The following is a 25,894-nucleotide window of genomic DNA, read 5'->3' as shown; positions in this document are numbered from 1 at the left end:
TGACGGGTGAGCACACCGATCCGCGCGTCGTCGGTCCTGCCCGGTCGCCGGGAGGACATCGAGTTGCACACCGCCGACGGTCTGCGGCTGGTCGGTGAGCTGGCCCTGCCGGTCGACCGGCCACCGGTGGCCACCCTGGTCTGCCTGCACCCGCTGCCCACCCACGGCGGGATGATGGACAGCCACGTGTTCCGCAAGGCGGCCTGGCGGCTGCCGGCGCTGGCCGACGTGGCCGTGCTCCGGTTCAACACCCGGGGGACCAGCAGCCTGCGCGGCACCAGCGAGGGGGCCTTCGACGAGGCCGTCGGCGAGCGCTACGACGTGGCCGCCGCCATCGAGTACGCGGAGTTCGCCGAGCTGCCCAACATCTGGCTGGTCGGCTGGTCGTTCGGCACCGACCTGGCGCTCAAGTACGGCTGCGACCCGGCGGTGGCGGGCGCGATCCTGCTCTCCCCGCCGCTGCGCTTCTCGGCTCCCGAGGATCTGGCCACCTGGGCCGGCTCCGGTCGCCCGCTGGTGGCCCTGGTGCCGGAGTTCGACGACTACCTGCGCCCGGCCGAGGCCGGGGAGCGGTTCGCCGCGGTTCCGCAGGCCGAGGTGGTGGGCGTGCCGAACGCCAAGCACCTCTGGGTCGGTGACGCGGAGACGGTGCTCGACGAGATCGTCCGCCGGGTGAACCCGGCCGTCGGGCTGCCTCTGCCGACGACCTGGGACGGCCCGATGGAGACCGGCGACGTCAGCGCGTACGCCGACCGGACGGTGGCCTCGTTCGCCGACACGCCCGTCCCCGGCCCGCCCGCCGGCCGGGCGGACTGACCCGCACGGCTCAGCGGGTCTCCTGGCGGGGCAGCACCACCTCGCGCAGGATCAGTTGCAGCGCGGCCACCGTGGGGATGGCGATCAGCGCGCCCACCACGCCCAGCAGCGCCACCCCGAGCAGCGCGGCCAGCAGGGCGGCCACCTCGTTGACCTCCACCGATCGCCGCATCACCTTCGGGTAGATCAGGTAGTTCTCCACCTGCTGGTAGATGAGGAAGAAGACCGCGCAGGCGATGCCGGTCGGCAGGTCGGTGGCGAAGCCGACAAGGCTCACGACCACCGCGCCCAGGGTGGCGCCGATCTGCGGGATCAGGTCGGTCACCGCGACCACCACGGCCAGCGCGAAGGGGTACGGCAACCCGACGATCAACGCGAAGACGAAGGTGGTCGCGCCGGCCAGCACCGCGATGCTGAGCGCGCCGACCATGTAGGCGCCCACCTTGGCCAGGATCTCGTCGCCGATCAGCTGGACCCGCTCGCGTCGCGTCCGGGGCACCAGCGCGTAGCCCAGGGAGCGCAGCCGGTTGAAGTACGCCAGGAAGTAGATGGTCAGCACCAGCACGGTCAACGCCCGGAACACCGTGCCGAAGATCAGTTGGGCGCCGCCGAGCACCCCGCCGAGAGCCCGGCCGACGGTGCCCGCGTTGACCGCACCCTGCACCCGCTCGACCAGGTCGTACCGCTCCACCAGGTCGTTGACCGTCGGGTTTCGGCGCAGCTCCTCGACGTACGTCGGCAGTTGGTCGATGAACTGCCCGGACTGGGTCACGATCGGCGGGACCAGCGCCACCACGCCGCCGCAGAGCAGCAGCACCACGGTCAGCGCCACCACCGCGACCGCCAGGCCGTGGGGCAGCCCCCAGCGGCGCAGCCGGGCCACCGCCGGGTAGAGACCGACCGCCAGGAAGAGCGCGATCACCACCAGCACCAGGATGCCGCCGGCGTTACGAATCCCCAGATAGAGGGTGTACGCCAGCAGCACGCCGAGCGCGCCCGTGAAGCCGAGCAGGAAGCTGCTGCGCCGCAGCGGACGCCCCGGCGTGCCGAACTTGCCGGACGGGACGGCCGGCGGCTCGTCCGGGTCGACGTCCGGGCCGGGGATCGGCACCGGGTGTGGCGTCTCGGCCGCCGGGGGACCGGCCGGCGGGGGAGCGGGGGTTGCGTCCGGATCGTCGGCCGGCGGGCCGTGCTGCGGCACCAGGGACCTCCCGGGTCAGACGGTGGGGCGACGGACGACGGCGACGAACGCCCGCCAGGCGGACGGCGCGAACACCAGCACCGGGCCGGTCGGGTCCTTGCTGTCTCGCACGCCCACCACCCCGGGCAGATTGTCCGCCACCTCGACACACTCTCCGTTGCCGCTCCGGCTGGACGTCCGCCACCGGGCGTCGGTCAGGTCCATGAGGTCACAACTTCCTTCATCAGCTCGATCGACTGCCGGCGGGACAGGGCACTGTTCCTGATCATCTCCCAGCGAGCCAGCAGCGTAGCCACCTCATGGTCGCCATCGACGACGAGGCCGTCAATCTGGTGCTCCATGTGGCCCACCCAACCACCGTCCTCGCCCCGCGCCAGATTGAACGGCCCCGACAGGCCGACGTGCAGCCCGACCTCGGCCGGGATGATGTGCAGGCTGATGTGTGGCCGTTCCAGGCTGGCGACCAGATGCGTGATCTGCTCGACCAACAGCCCTCGCACGTCCTCCCCGGCACGCCGCAGCACCAACTCGTCGACGACCGCGATGAACTGCGGCGGTTCCGGCTGGATCAGCAGCGACTGTCGGTCCAGCCGGGCGTGCACCCGACGTTCCACCTCGTCGTCGCTGAGCAGGTCGTCGCACCGAATGACCGCGCGGGCGTAGTTCTCGGTCTGTAGCAGGCCGGGGATCAGTGTGGGCTGGAAGCAGCGCAGCTGGCGGGCACTGCGCTCGGCGTCCAGCCAGGGTCGGAACCAGCTCGGCTGGCCGTCCCGCTCGGCGAGCTTGAGCAGGTAGACCAGCAGGCCGCCGGTGGCCAGCACCTCGTCGGCGCGGGCCAGGAACAGCCGGTCCAGCGGACGCTGACCCAGCTCCAGAGCGGACACCATCGAGCCGGAGTAGTGCACCAGCCGGCCGAACTCCTCCTGGCTCATCCCGGCGGCCGTCCGCAGCCGCCGCAGTTGAGCGCGGATCATGTCGGCCGTCGGCGCGGCGTCGCCTTCCACAGTGCCTCCGCAGGTCGCAGGTCCTCTCCACCGGCTCGCCCGGCGGGTCGCGTCACCGACGCAGTCACGCCTGGGGAAGCGCCGACGCCTTCCGACCGTAGCGGTGCGATCAGCAGACTGTCACGTACCGGATCTGCTGCCGGTCACTCCGGTCCCCCACCGCGCCGGGCCGCCGTACGCGTCCCGTGCCCCAGCCGAGGAGGTACCCCATGCCCCGCTCCAGCCGCGCCGGCCGCCTCGGACGGTCCCTGCGCGCCGGGCCGGCGCCGAGGTCGTCCGCTGGCTGCTCGCCGGACTCCGGCCGGCCGCACCCAGCCCGTACGCCGAGGTCCGGGCTGCCACAGCCGCGGCTCGGGCCGTACCCCTCGCATCCCCGACCCTGCGGTGACCGGACGCCGCACACCCCGCTGCGGCCGATGTGGTGCTGCCGTGCCGACGGCCGGCCGTGGCCGTGCGCGGAGGCTCGGCTGCTGCTGAAGGCGGAGTTCGACGCGGACCCGGCGGCCCTGACCATCTACCTGGCCGGGCTCTATCACGAGGCGGCGCATGACCTGTACCAGCTCAACCCCTACGGCGGGCCGACACCACGGGAGCTGTTCGAACGCTTCGTGGCCTGGGGCCCGTTCCGCCGTCCGGTCATCGACCCGCCCGCCACCGGGCCCTGATCTGACACCCGGCTCCCGGCACACAGATCTTGGACAGTTTCCGTTACGCGTGAACGGAAACTGTCCAAGTTTGCCGTGACTCGTGCGCGGGCGCGCGGTGTCGCCGTACCGGTCAGTCCTTCTCGACAGTGACCTTGCTGGGCTTGGCGCTGCGCTCGTCGGTGGTCGGCTTGCTGGGACGCTTGCCGTTCTCGCCGGTGCTGGTGATCTTGGTCGGCTTGGCGCCCCGGCCGCCCTCCCCTGGGACAGCGGCCACGGTCGGCTCGCCGTCCACCCCGGCGCTGGCCCCGCCGCCGTCGACAGTGGTCACCGGCTCGGCGACCGGCTTGGTCCTGGTCTGCCCGGAGTCCGTTTCCGGCTCGTCCCCGGCGTCCGCCGACTGTCCGGCGTCGGCGGGCTGTCCGGCCTCGGTCGGGCGGGCGGCATCAGCCGGCTGTCGGGCGTCGGCGGGCTGTCGTGTGTCGGCCGGCTGTCGGGCGTCGGCGGGCTGTCCGGCGTCGCCGGGCTGTGCGGGGCCGGCGGGCCGCGCGGCGTCGGCGGGATCGGCCTTGATCCCGTTGGCCGTGCCGGCCCCGGCGGTTGCCGTGCCGTTCGCCGTCGTAGCGGTCCCGGCGGCCACGCCGTTCGCCGTCCTGGCGGGTGCGGCTCCGGTGGCCGCTGCGGCGGGCGCGGGACTGGTGGCCGGGCCGTCGCCGGCGGCCGGAACGGTGGCGCTCTGCAACCGCAGCTCGGCCACCTGACGCTGGAGCTCGTCGGACTCCTGCCGGGACTTCCAGGTCTCCTGCCGCAGGTCGGCGAGCTGCTGCTGGGCCTGGGCGATCTCCAGCATCACCTGGGCGAGCTGCTGCCGGCCGGCGGCCGCCTCCTGCTGGGTGGCCGCCAGGTGCTGCTGGGTGGTGGCCAGGTGCTGCTGCGTGGTGGCCGCGTACTCCTCGAACTGGCGGCGGGAAGCCGCGACATGCTCGTCCGCCTCGCGGCGCTTGTCGCCCGCCTCGGTCTCGGACCGGCTCAGCAGCGTGGTGGCCTCCTCCTCGGCCCGCAGGCGCATGGTCAGTGCGTCCTGCTCAGCCGCCTGGCGGACCGCCGCGGCGCCCTGCTCGATCTCGTTCTTGCGGGTGGCGTACTCGGTCTCCAGCTCGTTCTTGCGGCTGGAGTACTCGGTTTCCAACTGGTCGCGACGGGTGGTGAAGCCCGTCTCCAGCTCCTGCTGGCGGCCGCCGAACGTGGTTTCCAGCTCCTGCTGACGGCTGGTGAAGCCGGTCTCCAGCTCGTGCAGGCGGGACTTGTACTGCTTTTCCAGCTCGTCGCGGCGCTTGGCGAACTCCTGCTCGGCGGCGGACCGCCGCTGGGCCAGCTCCCGGTCGGCCGTCTCCCGTCGGGAGTTGACCTCCTGCTCCACCCCGGCCCGCCAGGCGCCCAGCTCCTGCTGGGTCTGCGCCCGCGCGTGCTGCACGTACGCCTCGGTCTCGCTGCGCATCCGCTGCACGTACGACTCGGTCTCGGTCCGGCTGCGCTTGGCCGACTCGGTGGCCTGCGTGACCACCCGCTCCGCCTCCTGCTGGGCCTTCGCCCGGGTGGCCCGCCCGGCCATCGACGCGTCGTCGATGATCTGCTTGGCTTCCCGCTGCGCCTTGGCGTGGGTGGCCCGGCCGGCCTCGGTCGCCGTGTCGGTGAGCCGCTTGGCCTCCTGAAGGGCCTTGGCGTGCACCTCCTTGGCGGCCTCGCGCAGCTCGCCGGCCTCCTGCCGGGCGGTGGCCAGCGCCTCGCGGGCCGTTTCGCGCAGCTTCGTGGATTCCTGCTGGGCCCGGGTGTGGATTTCCTTGGCGGTGTCCCGCAGCTGGGTGGCCTCCTGCTGGGCCTTCGCCAGCGCGTCCTGCGCCGTCTTGCGCAGCTTCTCCGACTCGTCCTTGGCCGACCGCAGGGTCGACTCCGCCTCGGCGCGGCGGGCGGCGCTGTGCCGCTCCTCCTCCGCGCGCCGGGCGGCGAGAGCGATCTCGAAATCCTTCAGTGCCCGGGCGGCCTGCTCGCGGGCCTCCTCGATGATGTGCTCGGCGGCGGCGCGACGGGCCTCGATCTCCTCGTTCGCCGTGGAGAGGATCTGCTCAGCCTGCTCCTCGGCGAGGGTGAGGATCGACTCGACCCGGGGGCCGAGGTGTCGGAACGAGGCGCGGTCCACCACGTTCATCTGCTTGCGCACCTGGGCGAGGTCCCGCTGGAGCACCTCGACCTGGCCGGCGAGCTTGTGGATCTGTGTGTACGCCTGTTCCCGTTCGGCGGCGAGGGTGGCGATCTCGTGCTCGGCACGCGCCACGTACCGGTCGACCTGTCGTTTCTCGTAACCCCGCAGAGCGGACTCGAAGCTGGGCTCCGTGGTCACGTCCCCGCCGAGTGCAAACAGTTCCTCGCCGTGCGACATGCCCCCATCCTCACACGCATCGGGCCCGGCTGGGGCGATACGGACGCCCCTTGTGGGAGCTACTTCACTCCGTACGCAGAGCGGGATGTCAAGGGGTGGGAAACGCATACGGCGCGAGGTGTCACCGGTCACTCGGTGTCACCTCGCGCCGTCGATGCCCCGACCTGACGCCTCGGGTCAGCCGGCGGTCTCCGCGGTCACCCGCTCCTGACCGCCGTCGGCCTTCTTGGCTTCCGGCTTGGCTTCCGGCTTCGCCGCCGGAACGCCGGGGACGATGCCGGCGAGCCCGGAGAGCATCTGACCGAGCTGCGAGGTGACCGCGTCCCTCTGCCGGGTGAGGTCCTCGACCTCGCGGCGGGCGGCCTGGGTGGTCAGCTCCGCCTCGGTGCGGGCCTCGGTGAGCAGGCGCTGCGACTCGGCCTTGGCCTCGTTGAACGTCTTCTCGGACAGCGCCTTGGACTTGTCGATCGTCTCGTTGGCGCTGCGCTCCGACTCGACCCGGCGGGCCTCGGCGCGCTGCTCGATCTCCTTGGCACGCTCCTGCGCGGCCCGGGCGCGCTGCTCGGCCTCGCTGACCATCTTCTGGGTCTGCGCCACCTGGGCGGCGTGCCGCTCGGACTCCTCGCGCTCGGACTTCTCGCGCCGCTCGGCCAACTGGAGCTCCAGGGCCTGGAGGTCCTTGTCGCGCTTGTCCCGCGCGTCGGTGAGCAGCTTGGTCGCCTCGGCGCGCTTCTCTTCGGCCTCCCGGGCCGCCTTGGCCCGCTGCTGAGTGATCTCGCGCTCGGCGGTGGCCCGGAGGGTGGCCACCTCCCGCTCCACGGTCGACTTCAGCTCGGCCACCTCGTGCGCGGTGACGGTACGCAGCTGCTTGGTCTCGCGGTCGGCGTCGGCGCGCAGCGTGTCGGCCTCGCGGCGGGCCTGCACCCGGACCTCGGCGGCCTCGCGCTCGGCGGCGGTGCGCAGGTTGCCGGCCTCGCGCTCGGCGCTGGCCTTCATCGCGGCGGCCTCGGCGCGGGCCTTGTCGGTGATCTCACGAGCCTCGAGGCGGGCGGCGGAGAGGATGCCCTCCGACTCGCGCTTGGCCTCGTTGCGGTGGTCGTTGGCCTGCTCCTCGGCGAGCCGGAGGATCTGCTCGACGCGGGTGCCGAGCCCGGAGAGGGTGGGCCGGCTGTTCTCCTCGAGCTGCTTGTTCGTGTCGGTGAGCTTCTGCTCCAGCGCACTCATGCGCTGTTCGGCTTGGCGGAGCCGACGCTGGGCGTCGTTCATCCGCTGCTCGGCCTCGGCACGTGCCTGCTCGGACTGGGTCAGCGCGGCCGTCATCCGGCCGATGAAGTCGTCGACCTGGTGGGTGTTGTATCCGCGCAGGCCAACGGTGAAATCTGGCTGCGAGTTCGCGTTATCGAAGAACGCGAGAGGGGAGGACTGCTGCTGGGGCATTGGGACATACTGGCAGACGCCCCAGGGTGCTTCGCAAGAGCGGTGCGCAGCTTTCGTGTCCTCTTTACATGGTCAACTCCCACGCTCAGCGAGGCCGGACCAATGGGCGATCTTGGCAGGTCCCGGGCGGGTCGGACGCCACGCAGCGTGACGCGAAAAAGGGCCACGGGACGTGCCCGTGGCCCTTTGTTCGATCCGGGTGGGTATCCCGCTATTGCGTTGGAAGAACAATGGCCGTTCACCCCATTGGCCGTCCGGGGCTCGTCCGTCCGGCCGGCGGCCCGGTCAGTGCCCCGGACCGGGGGTGCCGATCAGTGCCCCCGGAAGCGGTTGATCGCGTCCTCGTGCCGGGCCCGCAGCTCCCCGTCGCGTACGCCCAGCCCGTCGGCGGGGGCGAGGCAGCGCACGCCGACCTTGCCCTGGTGGGCGTTGCGGTGCACCTCGTACGCCGCCTGACCGGTCTGCTCCAACGGGTAGGTCCGGGACACCGTCGGGTGCACCTTGCCGAGCGCGACCAGGCGGTTGGCCTGCCACGCCTCGTGGTAGTTGGCGAAGTGGCTGCCGACGATCCGCTTGAGGTGCATCCACAGGTACCGGTTGTCGTACTGGTGCTGGAAGCCGCTGGTGGACGCGCAGGTGACGATGGTGCCACCACGCCGGGCCACGTAGACGCTCGCGCCGAAGGTCTCCCGGCCGGGGTGCTCGAAGACGATGTCCGGGTCCTCGCCGCCGGTCAGCTCGCGGATCCGCTCGCCGAAGCGCTTCCACTCGTCCGGGTCCTGGGTCTCCTCGTCCTTCCAGAACCGGAAACCCTCCGCCGCCCGGTCGATGACCAGCTCCGCGCCCATCCGGCGGCACAGCTCGGCCTTCTCCGGCGAGGAGACGACGCAGACCGGGATCGCCCCGCCGTTCAGCGCCATCTGGGTGGCGTACCCGCCGAGACCGCCGGAGGCGCCCCAGATCAGCACCACGTCGCCCTGCTTCATGTTCGCGCCGTGGTGCGAGACGAGCTGCCGGTACGCGGTGGAGTTGACCAGCCCGGGGCTGGCCGCCTCCTCCCAGCTCAGGTGTCGCGGCTTGGGCATCAGCTGGTTGGCCTTGACCACGGCCAGCTCGGCCAGCCCACCGAAGTTGGTTTCGAAGCCCCAGATCCGCTGCTGCGGGTCGAGCATGGTGTCGTCGTGCCCGGCCGCGTCCTCCAGCTCGACGGAGAGGCAGTGCGCGACCATCTCGTCGCCGGCGGCCCACCGGGTCACCCCGGGGCCGGTGCGCAGCACCACGCCGGCCGCGTCCGAGCCGACCACGTGGTACGGCAGGTCGTGCCGGCGGGTCAGCTCCGAGATCCGGCCGTAGCGCTGGAGGAACTTGAAGGTGGGCAGCGGCTCGAAGATGCTGGTCCACACCGTGTTGTAGTTGATCGCGCTGGCCATCACCGCCACCAGCGCCTCGCCCGGCCCCAACTCCGGCGTCGGCACCTCCTGCACGTGCAGCGCCTTGCGGGGGTCCTTGTCCCGGGTGGCCATGCCGTCGAACATCCGGGCCTCTTCGGCGCGGACGACCACGCCCCGGTAGCTCTCCGGAACGGGCAGCCCGCCGACGCCGGCGAGTTCGCGGTCCGGATCGCTTGATTCCTCCGCCGCCATGATCGCTTCGAGGATGTCCTGCACGGTGACCTCCGGTTCATCTGCACCCGCACGGGCCCGGGTGCTGCCATCGTCGGCGCCGGTGGGCGCGACCGCCATGTCGGCATTCGACACATCCGGCACCGGTCGCGCTCCTGTGAGCCGGGACGTTACTGAACGGTAGCTAAAGCCGGAAGTCCTCTGTGAAAAACTGCATCCGCCGATGCGTGAAGGTGTCCGAGCACCCCGTCAACCGCGCACCCACGCGCTCGCGCACCGGCCTCCGAGCCGCCGCGGCGGTGTTAGGAAGGGCCCCTTCCTATACACGAGGCGATAAGAAGGGGCCCTTCCTTGCACGGTCATTGGGTGGTGGCGGGTTCGACGAGTTCGACCAGGACGCCGCCGGCGTCCTTGGGGTGCACGAAGTTGATCCGGGAGTTGGCGGTGCCGCGCCGCGGCGCGTCGTAGAGCAGCCGCATTCCGCGCGCCCGCAGCGCGGCGCAGGCCACGTCGATGTCCACCACGGTGTACGCGACCTGCTGCACGCCCGGCCCGTTGCGGTCCAGGAACCTGGCGATCGTCGACTCCGGGGTGAGCGGGGCGAGCAACTGCACGCACCCGCCCTCGGCGGTCGGCCCGACGGCCAGCATCGCTTCCCGGACGCCCTGCTCAGCGTTGGTCTCGGTGTGCACGCAGCGCATTCCGAACGTTCGCTGGTAGAAGTCGATCGCGGCGTCCAGGTCGGCCACGGCGATCCCGACGTGGTCAATCTTGCGAAGCCCGATGTCTGTGACGTAGTCCGCACCGGGCTCGGCGGGGGAGTTCTCAGCCATGGCGCTAGTCTGGCCGAACAATCGTTAAGGCGTACAGCTCGGCACCCCCCTCGGAGGCAGGCATGGCTTCGGTGATCGTCAGCGGCGCGCGGACCCCGATGGGGCGGCTGCTGGGCAACCTCAAGGACCTCCCGGCCACGAAGCTCGGCGGGATCGCGATCAAGGCGGCGCTGGAGCGCGCCGGCGTCAGCCCGGATCAGGTCCAGTACGTGATCATGGGGCAGGTGCTGCAGGCCGGCGCCGGTCAGATCCCGGCCCGGCAGGCGGCGGTCGAGGCCGGCGTGCCGATGTCCGTGCCGGCGCTGACCATCAACAAGGTCTGCCTCTCCGGCCTGGACGCGATCGCCCTGGCCGACCAGCTCATCCGGGCCGGCGAGTTCGACATCGTGGTGGCCGGCGGCATGGAGTCGATGACCAACGCCCCGCACCTGCTGCTCGGCCAGCGCTCCGGTTACAAGTACGGCGACGTGGTGGTCAAGGACCACATGGCGCACGACGGGCTCAGCGACGCCTGGGACTGCTGCTCGATGGGCGAGTCCACCGAGCGGCTCGGCACGAAGCACGGCATCCCCCGCGAGGAGCAGGACGCCTTCGCAGCGGCCAGCCACCAGCGGGCCGCCGCCGCCCAGAAGAACGGCCACTTCGCCGACGAGATCACCCCCGTGGTGATCCCGCAGCGCAAGGGCGACCCGCTGGTGATCAGCGAGGACGAGGGCATCCGCCCGGACACCACCGTCGAGTCGCTGGCCAAGCTGCGTCCCGCGTTCACCAAGGACGGCACCATCACCGCCGGCAGCTCCTCGCCCATCTCCGACGGCGCCGCCGCGGTGGTCGTGATGAGCATGGCGAAGGCCAAGGAGCTGGGGCTGACCTGGCTGGCCGAGATCGGCGCGCACGGCAACGTGGCGGGCCCGGACAACTCCCTGCACTCGCAGCCGTCCAACGCGATCAACCACGCCCTGAAGAAGGGCGGCCTGAGCGTCGAGGACCTGGACCTCATCGAGATCAACGAAGCGTTCGCCCAGGTCGGCATCCAGTCCACCCGTGACCTGGGCATCAGCCCGGACAAGGTCAACGTCAACGGCGGCGCGATCGCGCTGGGGCACCCGATCGGCATGTCCGGCGCCCGGCTGGTGCTCACGCTCGCGCTGGAGTTGAAGCGGCGTGGCGGCGGCACCGGCGCGGCGGCGCTCTGTGGCGGCGGCGGCCAGGGGGACGCCCTGATCATCCATGTACCGGGAAAGGCTGAGACCAACCAGTGAGTGAAGCGGTCGAGCACGTTCCGGCGGCCGGTGCACCGTCGGTGCGCCGGACCCGGGACGTACCGCTGCTGGTCGAGCGGGCCCGCGCGGGTGACCCCCGCGCGGTGGCCCGACTGATCACGCTGGTGGAGAACGGCGACGAGCTGCTGCCGGAGATCGCCGCGGCCCTGGCGCCGTACGCCGGCCAGGCCCAGGTGGTGGGGCTGACCGGCTCGCCCGGCGTGGGCAAGTCGACCACCACGAACGAGCTGGTCCGCGCGCTGCGGGCGCGCGGTCACCGGGTCGGCGTGCTGGCGGTCGACCCGTCCAGCCCGTTCACCGGCGGCGCGATCCTCGGTGACCGGGTGCGGATGCAGGACCACGCCACCGACCCGGGCGTCTACATCCGGTCGATGTCCAGCCGGGGGCACCTCGGCGGGTTGGCCGCGGCGACGCCGCAGGCGGTCCGGGTGCTGGAGGGCGCCGGCTGCGACGTGGTGCTGGTGGAGACCGTCGGCGTCGGGCAGGCCGAGGTGGAGGTCGCCTCGCTGGCCGACACCACGCTGGTGCTGCTCGCCCCCGGCATGGGCGACGCGATCCAGGCGGTCAAGGCCGGCATTCTGGAGATCGCCGACGTGTTCGTGGTCAACAAGGCCGACCGGGACGGCGCCGACGCCACCGTCCGCGACATCCAGGGCATGATCGCCCTCGGTGAGCGCGCCCCGGGGATGTGGCGGCCGCAGGTGGTCCGGTCGGTCGCCGCGCGCGGTGAGGGCATCGACGACATCGCCGCCGCGATCGACAAGCACCGTGGCTGGCTGGTCGAGCACGGTGAGCTGCGCCGCCGCCAGGAGGCGCGGGCCGCAGCCGAGATCGAGGCCATCGCGCTCGGCGTGCTCCGCGCCCGGATCGGTTCCCTGCGCGACGGTACGGAGCTGCCCGCGCTCGCCGCGAAGGTCGCCGAGGGCGCCCTCGACCCGTACGCGGCGTCGGACGCTCTGCTGACCCAGGTCGCCCGCTGACCGTCCACCGGGGACACCCTCGTGTCCCGGCGTCCTTGTAGGCTCGCACCGCCCCACGGCGGTGGGGGCCGGCCGGGGTGCCGGCGCGGTGGCGCGAGGAGCAGGGGAGCGGGACGTGAACCACGAGGCGACGCAGGAGCTCACCACGGTGCCATCGGTGGCTGGCGGGTCGACGCAGGTCTCCGACGAGGTGATCGAGAAGATCGCCGTCGCGGCGGCCCGCGCGGTGCCCGGGGTGGCCGAGATGGGCGGGGACGTCGCCCGGTTCTTCAACTCGGTCCTCGACCGGGTCGGGCTGGACCAGGTGGGCGATGCCCGGCGGGGCTGCTCGGCGCACGTGACCGGGGACGCGGCCGTGGTCAACCTGGTGCTGGTCATCCAGGCCGGTCAGCCGGTGCCGGAGATCACCGGCCAGGTGCGGGCCCGGGTCACCGAGGCGGTCGAGGCGTACGGGCTGCGGGTGGACGAGGTCAACATCCGGGTCGACGACGTGGCGATGGGCGGACCGGCGACGCCGGCCGTCTGACCATCGGCGCAGCTCAGGTTACCCGCCAGTACGACGCGACTTAGCGATCGTTCAGGCAAGGGCTCTACACTCGACGTGCAGTCGAGGACCGAGGAGGAGCCCTGCGCATGGACGCCGACGAGATCGCCGCCGGACGGGCACGCTGGCAGGCCCGGTACGACTCCGCGCGCAAGCGGGACGCGGACTTCACCACGCTCTCCGGGATGCCGGTCGATCCGGTGTACGGGCCGCCGGAGGGCACCGCCTACCCGGGGTTCGAGCGGATCGGCTGGCCGGGCGAGTACCCGTACACCCGGGGGCTGCATCCGACCGGCTACCGCGGGCGGACCTGGACGATCCGGCAGTTCGCCGGCTTCGGCAACGCCCAGCAGACCAACGAGCGCTACAAGATGATCCTCGGCGCCGGCGGTGGTGGCCTCTCGGTCGCGTTCGACATGCCGACCCTGATGGGCCGCGACTCCGACGACCCGCAGGCGCTCGGCGAGGTCGGCCACTGCGGCGTCGCCATCGACACCGCCACCGACATGGCGGCGCTCTTCGACGGCATCGACCTGGCCGGCGTCACCACCTCGATGACGATCTCCGGCCCGGCCGTGCCGGTGTTCTGCATGTACCTGGTCGCCGCCGAGCGGCAGGGCGCGGATCTGTCCACGCTGGACGGCACGCTGCAGACCGACATCTTCAAGGAGTACATCGCGCAGAAGGAGTGGCTCTTCGACCCCGAGCCGCACCTGCGCCTGATCGGCGACCTGATGGAGTACTGCGCCCGGGAGATCCCGCGCTACAAGCCGCTGTCGGTCTCCGGCTACCACATCCGCGAGGCCGGCTCGACCGCCGCGCAGGAGCTGGCGTACACCCTGGCCGACGGTTTCGGCTACGTGGAGCTGGGCTTGAGCCGCGGGCTGGACGTCAACGTCTTCGCGCCGGGGCTCAGCTTCTTCTTCGACTCGCACGTCGACTTCTTCGAGGAGATCGCCAAGTTCCGCGCCGCCCGGCGGATCTGGGCCCGGTGGCTGCGCGAGGTCTACGGAGCGACCAGCGAGAAGGCCCTCTGGCTGCGGTTCCACACGCAGACCGCCGGGGTGTCGCTGACCGCCCAGCAGCCGGTCAACAACGTCGTACGCACCGCCGTCGAGGCCCTCGCCGCGGTGCTCGGCGGGACCAACTCGCTGCACACCAACGCGCTGGACGAGACCCTGGCGCTGCCCACCGACGAGTCCGCCGAGATCGCCCTGCGTACCCAGCAGGTGCTGATGGAGGAGACCGGCGTGGTCAACGTGGCCGACCCGCTCGGCGGCTCCTGGTACGTGGAGGCGCTGACCGACAAGATCGAGGCCGAGGCAGAGGAGATCTTCGCCCGGATCCGGCAGCTCGGCGGGGAGGGCCCGCACCAGATCGGCCCGATGACCTCCGGCATCCTGCGCGGCATCGAGGACGGCTGGTTCACCGGGCACATCGCCGAGTCGGCCTTCGTCTACCAGCAGGCGCTGGAGAAGGGCGACAAGAAGATCGTCGGCGTCAACTGCCACACCGGCACGGTCGCCAAGGAGCTGGAGATCCTGCGCATCTCGCACGAGGTGGAGCTGGAGCAGCGCCGGGTGCTCGCCGAGCGCAAGAGCGCCCGGGACGAGGCCGCGGTCCGCGCGGCGGTCGCCCGGATGGTCGACGTCAGTCGCACCGACCAGAACATGGTCCCCGCCATGCTCGACGCCGTCCGCGCCGAAGCCACCCTCGGTGAGATTTGCGACGCCCTCCGGGCGGAATGGGGCACGTACCGCGAACCCGCGCGCTTCTGACGCACCCCGCCAAACCTGCACGTGCCGCCCCGGAGATGCCGCATCTCCGGGGCGGAAAGTGCATGATCACGGGGGTTGTGGCGGTGCGGGTGAGAGTTGCAACGTCCCAGTTGCGGGTGAGCGGAGATCGCGGGCTCACGTGCGAGACTAGGTAACCATGAGCGACCCACGGATCACCTCGTCGATCTTCACCCGCGGCGCGGTCGACCTCAGCACGCTGCGCGGCCCCGCACCAGCCAGTACCCGCCCCGGCACACCCCCGCAGGGCGGCCCGGCCGCCGGCACTCCCGGCGCACCCACTGCCGGCGGTAACGCCGCCATCGTCGACGTCACCGAGGCGACCATCCAGGCCGACGTGCTCGAGCGGTCGATGGCCATGCCCGTCATCGTCTTCTTCGGCGCGGCCGGCTTCCCGGAGAGCGACGAGTTCGCCCCGGTGCTGGAGCAGCTGGCCGCCGAGAGCGCCGGCACATGGGTGCTGGCACGGGTCGACGTGCAGGAGAACCCCCGGATCGCCCAGATGTTCCGGGTCCAGGGCATCCCCATGGTCTACGCGGTCGTCGGTGGCCAGCCGATCGACGCCTTCTCCGGCGTGGTGCCCGAGGCGCAGCTGCGCCAGTGGATCCAGGCCGTGCTCAAGGCCGGTGGCGTGGCCGTCGCCGAGCCGGAGGACCCCCGCCTCGACGAGGCGGACGACGCCCTGATGAGCGGCGATCTGGACGCCGCCGAGCGGGCGTACTGCAAGATCCTGGCGGACAGCCCGGCGGACGCCGCCGCCGAGGCGGGCCTGGCCCAGGTCGGAGTTGCCCGCCGGGTGGCCGGCGCCGACCCGGCAACCGCGCTGGCCGCCGCCGAGAGTGCCCCCGACGACGTGGCGGCCCAACTGCTCGCCGCCGACATCGAGGTGCTCAGCGGCCTGGCCGACCAGGCGTACGCCCGGCTCGTCAGCCTCGTCCGGCGCACCGTCGGCGAGGACCGCGAGACGGTACGCCAGCACCTGGTCTCACTGTTCACCATCGCCGGCCCGGATGATCCGGCGGTCGCCTCGGCACGCCGGGCCCTGGCCAGCGCCCTGTTCTGAGTTCGTAGCACGCCAGCGCGGGCCGGCGTTCCGGCCGGCCCGCCCGACCACCGAGGACGGGAGCTCATGATGCGCCGGATCGCCGTCCTCGACGCGCCGACAAATCTCGGTCTGCGGCCGCCGACGTCCACCTCGGTCCCGGGCTGCGCGAAGGCGCCCGGCGCGCTGCGCGACCACGACCTGCTGGCCCGACTGCGGGCCCGCGACGCCGGCTGCCTCACCCCACCCCGGTACGACCCGGGTGACTGGCGGCCCGGCGACGGGGTGTGCCACGCCCGGGAGATCGCCGACTACTCGCTGGCGCTCGCCGAGCGGATCGGCTCCATCATCGACCGGGGGGAGTTCCCGGTGGTGCTGGGCGGCGACTGCTCCGTGCTGCTCGGCTCGGCGCTGGCCATGCACCGCCTCGGCGAGGCGGTCGGCGGGCGGATCGGGCTGGTCTTCGTGGACGGGCACTCCGACTTCCGGCACCCCGGCAACGCCTCCTACGTGGGTGCGGCGGCTGGCGAGGATTTGGCTCTGGTCACCGGGCGGGGCCAGGCCGACCTGGCCGCGCTGGAGGGGCGCCGACCCTACTTCCGTGACATCGACGTGGTGGTGCTCGGCATCCGGGCGCAGGACGAATACCGGCTCGACCTCCAGGCGGCCGGGATCGTCACCCGGCCGGTGCCGGCGCTGCGCGCCGAGGGCGCCGCCCGGACGGCCCAGTGGGCCCACGAACAGCTCGCCGACTGCGCGGGCTACTGGGTGCACATCGACGTGGACGTGCTCGACCCGGCGGTGATGCCCGCCGTGGACGCGCCGGACCCGGGCGGGATCGCCTTCGCCGAGCTGGAGATCCTGCTCGCCGGATTGGTCGACACCCCGCACTGCCTCGGCGTCGAGCTGACCGTCTTCGACCCCGACTACGACCCGGACGGCTCCTACGCGGCCGAGATCGTCAACACCGTGGTGGCCGGGCTGGCCCCGGTGACCGCCCCCGAGGCGGTGCCGCCCCGGTTGCTGTCGGCCCGGCCGGCGCCAACGCCGCGCCGCGGCAAGGGTCGGCCCGGGGCCGATTCCGAGCGGCTCGACGGTCCGCGTCCCGCGACCGGCGCCGAGGCACGGTTCGGCGATCCCGCCGCGCTCGACCTCCCCGTCACTGCCGGCTCGCCCGCCGACGCCGAGCCCTCCGGCGTCCGCCCGTCGGCGGGCCGGCTGCCTCGCGGCGTTCCGGCCCCTGCCGAGCCGGAGTCGTTGGGGATCCTCGGCCCGAGCCACTCGGAGCCGGCCGGCGCCCCCGCTCCGGTCGAGCGGGAACCGGTCGGCCCACCCGCGTCGGCCGGCCCAGGCCTGCTACGACGACCCTCGCCAGCCGCCCCGGACCCCGCCGGCCGCTCCAACGCCGACACCGCCTGACCCACTCACTGCCCCCGTCCCGCTCCCACCCACCTGGCCACCCGGGTGATCAAGAGGTTCGCGTCAGGATCCCGCTCAGAACTGACGCAAACCTCTTGATCACCCGAGTCGAGGAGGGGTGGGTGGGTCAGGGGGTTGGGAGGGCGCGCAGGAAACGCTCGGTGATCGGTACGGCGGACGCGGTGCTGGCGCCGCCCTTCTCCACGAAGACGGCGAACGCGACGTCACCCCGCCAGCCGACGAACCAGGCGTGCGTGTGGGCCGGGTTGTCGTCGTACTCGGCGGTGCCGGTCTTGCCGTACACCTCGCCGCCCGGGACGTCCTTGAGCGCGCTGCCGCTGCCGGCGGTGACCACCTCGCGCATCATGGTGCGCAGCGCCTCGATCGACTGCGGCTTGAGCGGTCCGCCGGTCGCGGCCGGCTTGGCCGGCGCCGGGTCGATCAGCAGCTTCGGCTGGATGAAGGCACCCCGGGCGACCGTGGCGGTGGCGCCGGCCATCGCCAGCGGGCTGACCAGCGTGGTGCCCTGCCCGAACGAGGCGGCGGCCTGCTCGGCGAGGCTGCCGCCCGTCGACACCTTGCCGGTGAACGCGTCCGTGCCCAGGTCCCACTGCCCCTCCAGGCCCAGCGAGCGGCCGGCGGCGGCCAGCCCGTCGCCGCCGAGCTTCGGCGCCAGCGAGGCGAACGCCGTGTTGCAGGACTTGGCGAAGTCGGTGCGGAACGGCACCGAGCCGAGCTCGAAGTTGTCCGAGTTCTTGAAGGACCGACCGTCGACGGTGAAGGTCTTCGGGCACGCCACCGGCCCGTCCAGCGTGACCGCGCCGCGATCCAGCAGGCCCAACGTGCTGACCATCTTGAACGTCGAGCCCGGCGGCACCTGGGCGGTGAAGGCCAGGTTCTCCCCGGCCGGCCCGGGCCCGTTGGCCGCGGCGAGCACCGCGCCGTCGCTGATCCGCACCGCCACCAGGGTGGACCGGCGCGACTCCGCGCGCAGCGCCCCGTCGGCCGCGTTCTGGGTGGCCACGTCCAGGGTGGTCTTCAACGCCTGCCCGGGCTGCGGCTCCCGGCGGAACAGCTCGGTGCCGGTGGATTCCAGCTTGCCGTCCTCGGCGGGGCGCTCGACCAGCACGGTCAGCCCCGGGCCGCCGCGCAGCCGCTCGTCGTAACGGCCCTGGAGCCCGCCGTGCCCGACCAGGTCACCGGCGACGTAGCGGTCCGGGTGCGCGGCCAGGTCGTCGGCCTGCGCCGGGTCGACCGATCCGAGCAGTGCCCGCGCGAACTCCCGGGTCGGCGCCAGGTCGAGCTTGTCGGTCGGGAACTTGGTGCCGGGCAGGTCGTAGATCCGGGGCTTGATCTGCCGGTACGCCTCCTGGCGCAGTGTCACCACCTCGACGAGGGCATCCGGCTCGGCCTTGGCTATCCGCTCGGGCAGATCGGACAGGTCGACTGCGGGGACCAACGCCGGACGGATCGCCTTGAAGGCCGCGTCGAGGTCCTTGACCAGCTTCTTGACGTCGGTGACCTCACGCGGCTGCACACCCACCCGGACCACCGGGCGGGGTGTCACGATCGGTTGCCCGGCGCCGTCCAGCAGCCCCGCCCGGGGGCCGGTGTCGCGGCGCAGCGCCAGCCGGTCGCCCTTGGTGAGCTGCTCGTGCACCACCCGGGGCTCCCAGATCACCTGCCACTGGTCGTCGTCGCCGTGGGTGAGCCGCACCTCCCGGTCGTACGCCCAGCGGACCTGACCGGGAAGCTGCCACTCCACCCGGACGCTCGCGGTCGCGGTGTCGGCGGTGATCTTCGGCTCGCCTTGGCGGGTCAGCGTGGGCGGGGTGGCCGCCAGCTCACCGGAGAGCTCCTTGATCTCGCGCGCCACCTCGGTCGACGGCAGTTTGGCGCCGGTCGTGTCGACCACGCCGACCGCCTGGAGGTCGCCGCTGCGCCAGCCCGCGAGAAAGGCGTCGACGCTGCGTTCCGGCCCGTCCTCACCCGAGCAGGCGGCCAGGAGACCGGCGGTGAGCAGGGTCGCGGCGAGGGCGGCGACGCTCCGCCGGTGGTTCGGTCGGTGGGGCCGGGGGTACGACAAGGGCATGGAGCGGGTCCTTCCGATCTCGGACAGCCTCTGCACGGTAGTACGCGGCCGCTGTCCGGAGCGTCCCGCGGTGCCGCCCGACGTGCGGAAAGACGGCGCGCGCCCGTGTGATGAACATCGCGCGGCGGGGTATCCCGCAACCGGCCAACCTCGGACCCGCAACGGGTGAAAGGACAGAGTCCCGATCCGGACGTCCGGCCAGTGGTCCACCGACGAAGGTGCAGAGCGGTAGGCCTAGGCTGGGCGGCAGAGTGACCCACAACGCGGTGGGTCGAGGGGAGTGGCACCGATGGACCGGCGTCCGGCGATCAAACCGGAACCCGACCTCCGGCAGGATGACTCCGGCCGGGACGACGACAGCTTCGATTCGGCGACCGACGGGGACGGCTACGGCCGGCTCGACTCGGGAGTGACCGGGCTGACCGGGTCGAGCATCGACACCATCTACGATCTGGGCCTGCCGACCGAGGCGATGGCCGACGACGTGGAGGATGCCGAGCTCGACGAGCCGGTGCCCAACGCGGAGCGCCTGGTGGCGCAGGCTGTCGCGCTCGCGGGGGACGACCACGACGCGGCGACCCTGGTCGGACGCTTCTGGCGGTTCGCCCCGGACGAGGAGCTGGTCGGCTTCACGGCGGAAGAGATGCTCGACGCGGCCCGGGCGCACCGGGATCTCGCCCAGCAGCGGGTGCCCGGGGAGCTGAAGCTGCGGATCCACGAGCCGCACGCGGATCAGCACCACACGGTCGTCGAGTTCGTCACCGACGACATGCCGTTCCTTGTCGACTCGGTGACCGCGCTGCTGAACTCGTACCACCTGGACGTGCACCTGCTGGTGCACCCGCTGGTCGTGGTCCGGCGCGAGCCGCTGGGCCGCCTCACCGAGGTCTCCGCGGACGTGGAGCCGGACGACGCGATCGCCGGCGACATCATCGAGAGCTGGATGCGGATCGAGATCGACCCGGTCCGGGACGCGGCCGAGCGGGAGCGGCTGCGCCGCGAGCTGCAGCGGGTGCTCACCGACGTGCGGGAGGCGGTGGAGGACTGGCCGAAGATGCGCCAGCGCGCCCTGGCTCTGGCCGACGAGTTGGCCGCCGCGCGGACCTCCGACAACCGCCCACCGGTGCCGGAGAAGGACATCACCGATTCGGTGGAGCTGCTGCGCTGGCTCGCCCAGGACCACTTCACCTTCCTCGGCTACCGGGAGTACCGGTTGGTGGATGCTCCCGGCAGGGACGGCGCGGACGTGGTCGACGGCAAGGCCCTGGAGGCGGTGCTCGGCACCGGTCTGGGCATCCTGCGGTCGGATTCCCCGGAGGCCCGTTCGCTGGCGTCGATGACGCCGGAGGCCCACGAGAAGGTGCTGGAAAAGCGCCTGCTCATCATCACCAAGGCCAACTCGCGGGCCACCGTGCACCGCTCGGCGTACCTGGACTACATCGGCTTCAAGATCTTCAACGAGGCCGGCGACGTGATCGGCGAGCGGCGCTTCCTGGGGTTGTTCTCCACCGCCGCGTACCGGACCAGCGTGCGGGAGCTGCCGGTGGTGCGCCGCAAGGTGGCCGAGGTCCTGGACCGCTCCGGCCTGAGCCGGCGCAGCCACTCCGGCAAGGATCTGCTCCAGATTCTGGAGACCTACCCGCGCGACGAGCTGTTCCAGATCAAGACCGACGACCTGTACCACGCCGTGATCGGCGTGCTGCGGATGGCCGGCCGCCGGCAGCTGCGGGTCTTCCTGCGTCGGGACGCCTACGGACGGTTCATCTCCTGCCTGATCTACCTGCCCCGGGACCGGTTCACCACACAGAACCGGCTACGGATGCAGGACATCCTGCTGCGCGAGCTGAACGGTGTCGGGGTGGACTACACCACCCGGGTCACCGAGTCGATGCTGGCCCGGGTCCACTTCATCGTCCGGACCGACCCGACCCGGCCGCCCGGCGAGATCGACGCCGACCTGCTCGCCGAGGAGCTCGCCGACGCGACCCGGCTCTGGGACGACGACTACCGGCTGGTGCTGGAGCGCAAACTCGGCGACGAGCAGGCCAAGCACCTCTTCGCCCGGTACGCCGACGCGTTCCCGGAGGGCTACAAGGACGGGCACACGCCGTACGAGGCGATGAAGGACCTGGCCAAGCTGGAGCTGCTGGAGGAGCCCGGCCAGCTGGAGATGCACCTGTTCCGCAAGCAGCTCGCCCCCCGGCCCGGCACCCGGGTCCCGGGTGCCGACCTGGCCGAGGCCATGGACGTCCGGTTCAAGGTCTACCGGTACGGCGAGCCGATGATGCTCTCCGCGGTGCTGCCGGTGCTGCACTCGCTCGGCGTCCGCGTGGTCGACGAGCACCCGTACGAGGTGGACCGGGTCGACGGCCGGGTGTACCTCTACGACTTCGGTCTCATGCTGCCCGAGGGGCACCAGGAGCTGGCCGAGGTGCGCCCGCACGTGGAGAACGCGTTCGCGGCGGCCTGGCGCGGCGAGGCCGAGGTGGACCGGTTCAACGAGCTGGTGCTGCGCGGCGGGCTGACCTGGCGACAGGTGGTGGTGCTGCGGGCGTACGCGAAGTACCTGCGGCAGGCCGGCACGGTCTTCTCGCAGGACTACATGGAGCAGACCTTTATCGCGTACCCGAAGGTCGCCGCGCTGCTGGTGGAGCTCTTCGAGACCCGATTCGCGCCGGGTGAGTTCAGCGCGGAGCAGCGCCAGCAGCGCAGCGGTGAGCTGGTGGAGACGATCCGGGGCGCGCTGGACGACGTGGCCAGCCTCGACCAGGACCGGATCCTGCGCTCGTACCTGACGCTGATCGAGGCGACCCTGCGGACCAGCTTCTACCAGAAGCCGGTCGGTGGGCGGCCGAAGGCGTACGTGGCCTTCAAGCTCGATCCGCAGGCGATCCCGGACCTGCCGGCCCCACGGCCGAAGTTCGAGATCTTCGTCTACTCGCCCCGGTTCGAGGGCGTGCACCTGCGGTTCGGGCCGGTGGCCCGGGGCGGGCTGCGCTGGTCCGACCGTCGGGAGGACTTCCGCACGGAGGTGCTCGGCCTGGTCAAGGCGCAGATGGTGAAGAACACCGTGATCGTGCCGGTGGGCGCCAAGGGCGGCTTCGTGCTCAAGCAGAAGCCGGGCGACCGGGACGAGGCGGTCGCCTGCTATCAGGAGTTCGTCGGCGCGATGCTGGACGTCACCGACAACATCGTCAGCGGGCAGATCGTGCCGCCCGTCGACGTGGTCCGCCACGACGGCGACGACCCGTACCTGGTCGTGGCGGCGGACAAGGGCACCGCGACGTTCTCCGACATCGCCAACGAGATCTCCGCGGCCCACAACTTCTGGCTGGGCGACGCGTTCGCCTCCGGCGGTTCGGCGGGCTACGACCACAAGAAGATGGGCATCACCGCCCGGGGCGCCTGGGAGTCGGTCAAGCGGCACTTCCGGGAGTTGGGTCTGGACACCCAGGCCCAGGACTTCACCGTGGTCGGTGTCGGCGACATGTCCGGCGACGTGTTCGGCAACGGGATGCTGCTCTCCGAGCACATCCGGTTGGTGGCCGCCTTCGACCACCGGCACATCTTCCTGGACCCGGACCCGGACGCGGCCACCTCGTACGCCGAGCGCAAGCGGCTGTTCGACCTGACCCGATCGTCCTGGGAGGACTACAACCCGGAGCTGATCTCGGCCGGCGGCGGCATCTTCTCGCGTACCGCCAAGTCCATTCCGATCACCCCGCAGGTGCGGGCGGCGATCGGCCTGGACGACGACGTCACGCAGATGTCGCCGCAGGAGCTGATGAAGGCCATCCTCACCGCGCCGGTGGACCTGTTCTGGAACGGCGGCATCGGCACCTACGTCAAGGCGTCCAGCCAGACCAACGCCGAGGTGGGCGACAAGTCCAACGACGCGATCCGGGTGGACGGGCGCAGCCTGCGCTGCCGGGTGGCCGGCGAGGGCGGCAACCTGGGCTGGACCCAGCTCGGTCGGATCGAGTACGCCTTGACCGGTGGCCGGATCTACACCGACTTCATCGACAACGCGGCCGGGGTGGACACCTCCGACCACGAGGTGAACATCAAGATCCTGCTGAACACCGCTGTCGGCGACGGAGACCTGGCCATGGCCGCCCGCGACGAGCTGCTGGCCGAGATGACCGACGAGGTCAGGGAGCTGGTGCTGCGGGACAACTACGACCAGGCCCGGGCGATCAACAACGCCCAGGCCCAGGCCGCCTCGCTGCTCCCGGTGCACCGTCGGATGATCAACGACCTGGAGCGCTCCGGCGCGTTGGACCGGTCGCTGGAGGCGCTGCCGCCGGACGAGGAGCTGGCGGTCCGCAGCGAGTCCGGGCTGACCGCGCCGGAGTTCGCGGTGCTGCTCGCGTACGTGAAGATCGTCCTTGAGCGGGAGATCCTCACCGAGGGGTTGGCGGACGAGGAGTGGACGACCGAGGTCATGGTCAACTACTTCCCGACGCCGATGCGCGAGCGGTTCGCCGACCGGATGGGCCGGCACCGGCTACGCCGGGACATCGTCACCACCGTGCTGGTCAACGAGGCGATCAACCGGGGCGGCATCACGTTCGTCTTCCGGGTGGTCGAGGAGACCGCGGCCAGCGCGGCCGACGTGATCCGGGCGTACGTGGTGGTCCGCGAGGTGTTTGGGCTGCGTGAGCTGTGGGACGCGGTCGAGGCGCTGGACAACAAGGTCTCGCCCGAGCTGCAGACCAGCGTCTACCTGGACACCCGCCGGCTGCTCGACCGCGCGGTGCGCTGGCTGGTGACCAACCGGCGCTCGCCGATCGACGTGCCGACCGAGATCGCCCGCCTGCGGGACGGGGTGACCCGGCTGCTGCCGGGCCTGGAGGAACTGTTCTACGGCAGCGAGCGGCAGGCCATCGCGGCGCACATCGACTCGATGACCGAGCGGGGGCTGCCCCGGGAGTTGGCGGAGCAGGCGACCCGTCTGATGTACAGCTTCGGCCTGCTGGACGTGGTGGAGACCGCGACCCGCAGCGGTCGGGACGTGGGCGAGGTGGCCTCGGTCTACTTCGTGCTCTCCGACCTGTTCCGGGTGGACTCGCTGCTGTCGAAGATCTCCCTGCTGCCGCGCGAGGACCGTTGGCAGACGCTGGCACGGATGGCGCTGCGGTACGACCTGTACGCCGCGCTGGCCGCGCTCACCGCGGAGGTGCTCGACTCCACTCCTGATGAGCTGCCGCCGCACGAGCGGGTGCAGCAGTGGGAGCAGTCGAACGCCACCTCGATCCACCGGGCGCGCCGGGCGATGGGGGAGTTCGACGAGTCGCGGGCGGATCTCGCCGCCCTGTCCGTGCTGCTGCGTCAGATCCGCACCCTGGTGCGGACCTCCGCCGCGGCCTGAGTCGGTACGCCGGACACGGTCCGGCCGATCGGGGTGACCCGATCGGCCGGACCGCTTTCGTTGTCGCGGGTCACTTCACCAGGGTGGCGAAGACGACCACGTTGTCCGGGTAGCTCTTGACGGCCTCGTCGAACTGACCGCCGCAGGTGACCACCCGCAGGCCGGGCCGGTCGTTCGGCCCGTACACCAGCTCCGTGGGGAAGGACGTCTTCGGGTACGACTTCACTGAGTCGACCTTGAAGGCGACCGGTTGGCCGTCGGCCCGCCGCACGGTGATGGTGTCGCCGGGGACGAGAGAGCCGAGATCGAAGAAGACGGCCGGTCCGAGCTTCGCCGAGTCCACGTGCCCGACGATGACCGCGTTACCGGTTTCGCCGGGGCTCGGGCCCGGTTCGTACCAGCCGGCCTGGTCGGCCTGCTCCAGCGGGGGAACCTCGACGGTGCCGTCCGGGTTGGTGCCCAGTGACATGATCGTCGCGTTGACGCTGATCTTGGGGATCTCGATGCTGGTCGGGGCGGACCGCTCCAGTCCAGCCTGGACGGCCCCTACGGGCTCCCCGTCGGCCGGCGGAACCGTACCGGTGACCGCCGGCCCGGTGACCTCGGGACCGGCCTGGGCCAGCGGCTGCGGCGGGCGGGGAGGGGGCGTGGTCTTCATCGAGGTGCCGATCATGCCAGCACCGATCATGGCCAGGGTGACGACGACGACCGCGCCGGCGGCGCGCCACGGTTTCCCGTGACGGCCGCCGGCCCGTGTCGTCGTCACGTCAGACGAGCGAACCATCGGTCCGCCGACGACGCATCAGCACGATCCCGCCCAGCGCGGCAGCGCCGAGCAGGCTCGCCCCACCGGTGGCCAGGCCACGGTCGGTGCCGGTGCTCGCGCCACCGTCACCGCCGTCGACCCCGCCGCGGGGCAGCACGACGAGCTCACCCTCGCCGCACGAGCCCTTGAGCTCGTAGCGACCCGGGCGGGCGTCCTTGTCGACCTTGGCCTCGCCGTAGTAGACGAAGTCCCGCTTGTTCTCCCAGCGGTCCTTGGAGTCCCGGTCCTTCTTGTCTTCGTCCTTGGACTCCCAGTCCTTCTTGTCGTGGTCCTTGGAGTCCCGGTCCTTCTTGTCTTCGTCCTTGGACTCCCAGTCCTTCTTGCCCTCGTCCTTGGCGTCGCGGCCTTCCTGGCCGTGCTCTTCGCCCTTCCAGTCCTTGCTGTCCTCGTCGCGGTGGCCGTCGGCGGCGGCGCCGCCGCCCTGGCCGCCGTACTCGTACGTGCCCTCGTAGTCCTTGCTGTTCTCGTCCTTGCTGTTCTCGTCCTTGCTGTTCTCGTCCTTGCTGTTCTCGTCCTTGCTGTTCTCGTCCTTGCCGTTCTCGTCCGT

General features: G+C 71.7%; 18 protein-coding genes and 1 pseudogene. 9 read left to right on the top strand and 10 right to left on the bottom strand.

Annotation, left to right across the window (positions count from 1 at the left end; all coding sequences use genetic code 11):
• Positions 1-6 precede the first annotated feature (6 nt).
• On the top strand, positions 7-816 hold the full coding sequence (locus ACWD5O_RS09670; protein ID WP_450085010.1) for an alpha/beta hydrolase: 810 nt from the start codon (positions 7-9) through the stop codon (positions 814-816).
• A 10-nt stretch (positions 817-826) separates the two neighbouring features.
• Here ACWD5O_RS09670 and ACWD5O_RS09665 read toward each other — a convergent pair whose 3' ends face one another.
• The 3 genes from ACWD5O_RS09665 to ACWD5O_RS09655 all read right to left on the bottom strand — a co-directional run bounded on the left by ACWD5O_RS09665 (position 827) and on the right by ACWD5O_RS09655 (position 2,991).
• Positions 827-1,921, bottom strand: a complete 1,095-nt coding sequence (locus ACWD5O_RS09665; RefSeq protein ID WP_450085060.1) for an AI-2E family transporter — start codon at positions 1,919-1,921, stop codon at positions 827-829.
• 111 nt (positions 1,922-2,032) lie between these two features.
• Positions 2,033-2,221: a DUF397 domain-containing protein gene (locus tag ACWD5O_RS09660; RefSeq protein ID WP_450085009.1), complete on the bottom strand. Its 189-nt coding sequence runs from the start codon at positions 2,219-2,221 to the stop codon at positions 2,033-2,035.
• On the bottom strand, positions 2,212-2,991 hold the full coding sequence (locus ACWD5O_RS09655; RefSeq protein WP_387326218.1) for a helix-turn-helix domain-containing protein: 780 nt from the start codon (positions 2,989-2,991) through the stop codon (positions 2,212-2,214). Before ACWD5O_RS09655 ends, ACWD5O_RS09660 begins: the two co-directional genes overlap by 10 nt.
• 365 nt (positions 2,992-3,356) lie before the next feature.
• On the opposite strand from ACWD5O_RS09655, the gene ACWD5O_RS09650 reads away from it, so the two are divergent.
• Positions 3,357-3,686, top strand: coding sequence for a hypothetical protein (locus tag ACWD5O_RS09650; protein WP_354964015.1), 330 nt, complete (start codon positions 3,357-3,359; stop codon positions 3,684-3,686).
• Between the two features lie 112 nt (positions 3,687-3,798).
• On the opposite strand, the gene ACWD5O_RS09645 is transcribed toward ACWD5O_RS09650, so the two are convergent.
• The 4 genes from ACWD5O_RS09645 to mce form a co-directional block, all read right to left on the bottom strand.
• On the bottom strand, positions 3,799-6,102 hold the full coding sequence (locus ACWD5O_RS09645; RefSeq protein WP_354963871.1) for a coiled-coil domain-containing protein: 2,304 nt from the start codon (positions 6,100-6,102) through the stop codon (positions 3,799-3,801).
• 177 nt (positions 6,103-6,279) lie between these two features.
• A complete protein-coding gene (locus ACWD5O_RS09640) occupies positions 6,280-7,539 on the bottom strand; it encodes a cell division protein DivIVA (protein ID WP_354963872.1) in 1,260 nt (419 codons plus the stop codon).
• A gap of 311 nt (positions 7,540-7,850) precedes the next feature.
• On the bottom strand, positions 7,851-9,206 hold the full coding sequence (gene ccrA, locus ACWD5O_RS09635; RefSeq protein WP_450085059.1) for a crotonyl-CoA carboxylase/reductase: 1,356 nt from the start codon (positions 9,204-9,206) through the stop codon (positions 7,851-7,853).
• A gap of 314 nt (positions 9,207-9,520) precedes the next feature.
• On the bottom strand, positions 9,521-9,994 hold the full coding sequence (mce, locus tag ACWD5O_RS09630) for a methylmalonyl-CoA epimerase (RefSeq protein ID WP_450085008.1): 474 nt from the start codon (positions 9,992-9,994) through the stop codon (positions 9,521-9,523).
• A gap of 62 nt (positions 9,995-10,056) precedes the next feature.
• On the opposite strand from mce, the gene ACWD5O_RS09625 reads away from it, so the two are divergent.
• From ACWD5O_RS09625 to ACWD5O_RS09600, 6 genes are all read left to right on the top strand, one after another.
• Positions 10,057-11,256 (top strand): acetyl-CoA C-acetyltransferase, encoded by a 1,200-nt coding sequence (locus ACWD5O_RS09625; RefSeq protein WP_354963874.1) that lies wholly within the window; start codon positions 10,057-10,059, stop codon positions 11,254-11,256.
• Complete coding sequence (gene meaB, locus ACWD5O_RS09620) at positions 11,253-12,257, top strand: methylmalonyl Co-A mutase-associated GTPase MeaB (RefSeq protein WP_450085007.1); 1,005 nt, start codon at positions 11,253-11,255, stop codon at positions 12,255-12,257. Before ACWD5O_RS09625 ends, meaB begins: the two co-directional genes overlap by 4 nt.
• 115 nt (positions 12,258-12,372) lie before the next feature.
• Positions 12,373-12,783 (top strand): Asp23/Gls24 family envelope stress response protein, encoded by a 411-nt coding sequence (locus ACWD5O_RS09615; protein WP_354963876.1) that lies wholly within the window; start codon positions 12,373-12,375, stop codon positions 12,781-12,783.
• A 107-nt stretch (positions 12,784-12,890) separates the two neighbouring features.
• Complete coding sequence (locus ACWD5O_RS09610) at positions 12,891-14,579, top strand: acyl-CoA mutase large subunit family protein (protein ID WP_387326069.1); 1,689 nt, start codon at positions 12,891-12,893, stop codon at positions 14,577-14,579.
• 157 nt (positions 14,580-14,736) lie between these two features.
• Entirely contained in the window at positions 14,737-15,660 is a 924-nt protein-coding gene (locus ACWD5O_RS09605) for a tetratricopeptide repeat protein (protein WP_450085006.1), read from the top strand.
• Positions 15,661-15,726: 66 nt separating this feature from the next.
• Entirely contained in the window at positions 15,727-17,058 is a 1,332-nt protein-coding gene (locus ACWD5O_RS09600) for an arginase family protein (RefSeq protein WP_387326075.1), read from the top strand.
• 127 nt (positions 17,059-17,185) lie between these two features.
• Here the strand turns inward: ACWD5O_RS09600 and ACWD5O_RS09595 are convergent, their stop codons facing one another.
• Entirely contained in the window at positions 17,186-19,150 is a 1,965-nt protein-coding gene (locus ACWD5O_RS09595) for a penicillin-binding transpeptidase domain-containing protein (protein ID WP_449935693.1), read from the bottom strand.
• 289 nt (positions 19,151-19,439) lie between these two features.
• Between ACWD5O_RS09595 and ACWD5O_RS09590 the strand changes: the two genes are divergently transcribed.
• Entirely contained in the window at positions 19,440-24,521 is a 5,082-nt protein-coding gene (locus ACWD5O_RS09590) for an NAD-glutamate dehydrogenase (RefSeq protein WP_450085005.1), read from the top strand.
• Positions 24,522-24,591: 70 nt separating this feature from the next.
• Here the strand turns inward: ACWD5O_RS09590 and ACWD5O_RS09585 are convergent, their stop codons facing one another.
• Entirely contained in the window at positions 24,592-25,287 is a 696-nt protein-coding gene (locus tag ACWD5O_RS09585; RefSeq protein WP_354963882.1) for a class F sortase, read from the bottom strand.
• Position 25,288: 1 nt separating this feature from the next.
• Positions 25,289-25,894 (bottom strand): annotated as a pseudogene (locus ACWD5O_RS09580) (hypothetical protein); the annotation flags it as partial.

The organism is Micromonospora sp. NPDC005161 (genome assembly GCF_053599855.1).
The sequence above is the reverse complement of the archived record's forward strand: the minus strand, read 5'-3'. Positions and strand labels throughout refer to the sequence as shown.

Bases quoted from the DNA above. Each gene is read 5' to 3' on its own strand.
- ACWD5O_RS09660 (WP_450085009.1), bottom strand. From the start codon at position 2,221: ATGGACCTGACCGACGCCCGGTGGCGGACGTCCAGCCGGAGCGGCAAC.
- ACWD5O_RS09655 (WP_387326218.1), bottom strand. From the start codon at position 2,991: ATGATCCGCGCTCAACTGCGGCGGCTGCGGACGGCCGCCGGGATGAGC.
- ACWD5O_RS09645 (WP_354963871.1), bottom strand. From the start codon at position 6,102: ATGTCGCACGGCGAGGAACTGTTTGCACTCGGCGGGGACGTGACCACG.
- ACWD5O_RS09640 (WP_354963872.1), bottom strand. From the start codon at position 7,539: ATGCCCCAGCAGCAGTCCTCCCCTCTCGCGTTCTTCGATAACGCGAAC.
- mce (WP_450085008.1), bottom strand. From the start codon at position 9,994: ATGGCTGAGAACTCCCCCGCCGAGCCCGGTGCGGACTACGTCACAGAC.
- ACWD5O_RS09625 (WP_354963874.1), top strand. From the start codon at position 10,057: ATGGCTTCGGTGATCGTCAGCGGCGCGCGGACCCCGATGGGGCGGCTG.
- ACWD5O_RS09610 (WP_387326069.1), top strand. From the start codon at position 12,891: ATGGACGCCGACGAGATCGCCGCCGGACGGGCACGCTGGCAGGCCCGG.
- ACWD5O_RS09605 (WP_450085006.1), top strand. From the start codon at position 14,737: ATGAGCGACCCACGGATCACCTCGTCGATCTTCACCCGCGGCGCGGTC.
- ACWD5O_RS09600 (WP_387326075.1), top strand. From the start codon at position 15,727: ATGATGCGCCGGATCGCCGTCCTCGACGCGCCGACAAATCTCGGTCTG.
- ACWD5O_RS09595 (WP_449935693.1), bottom strand. From the start codon at position 19,150: ATGCCCTTGTCGTACCCCCGGCCCCACCGACCGAACCACCGGCGGAGC.
- ACWD5O_RS09590 (WP_450085005.1), top strand. From the start codon at position 19,440: ATGGACCGGCGTCCGGCGATCAAACCGGAACCCGACCTCCGGCAGGAT.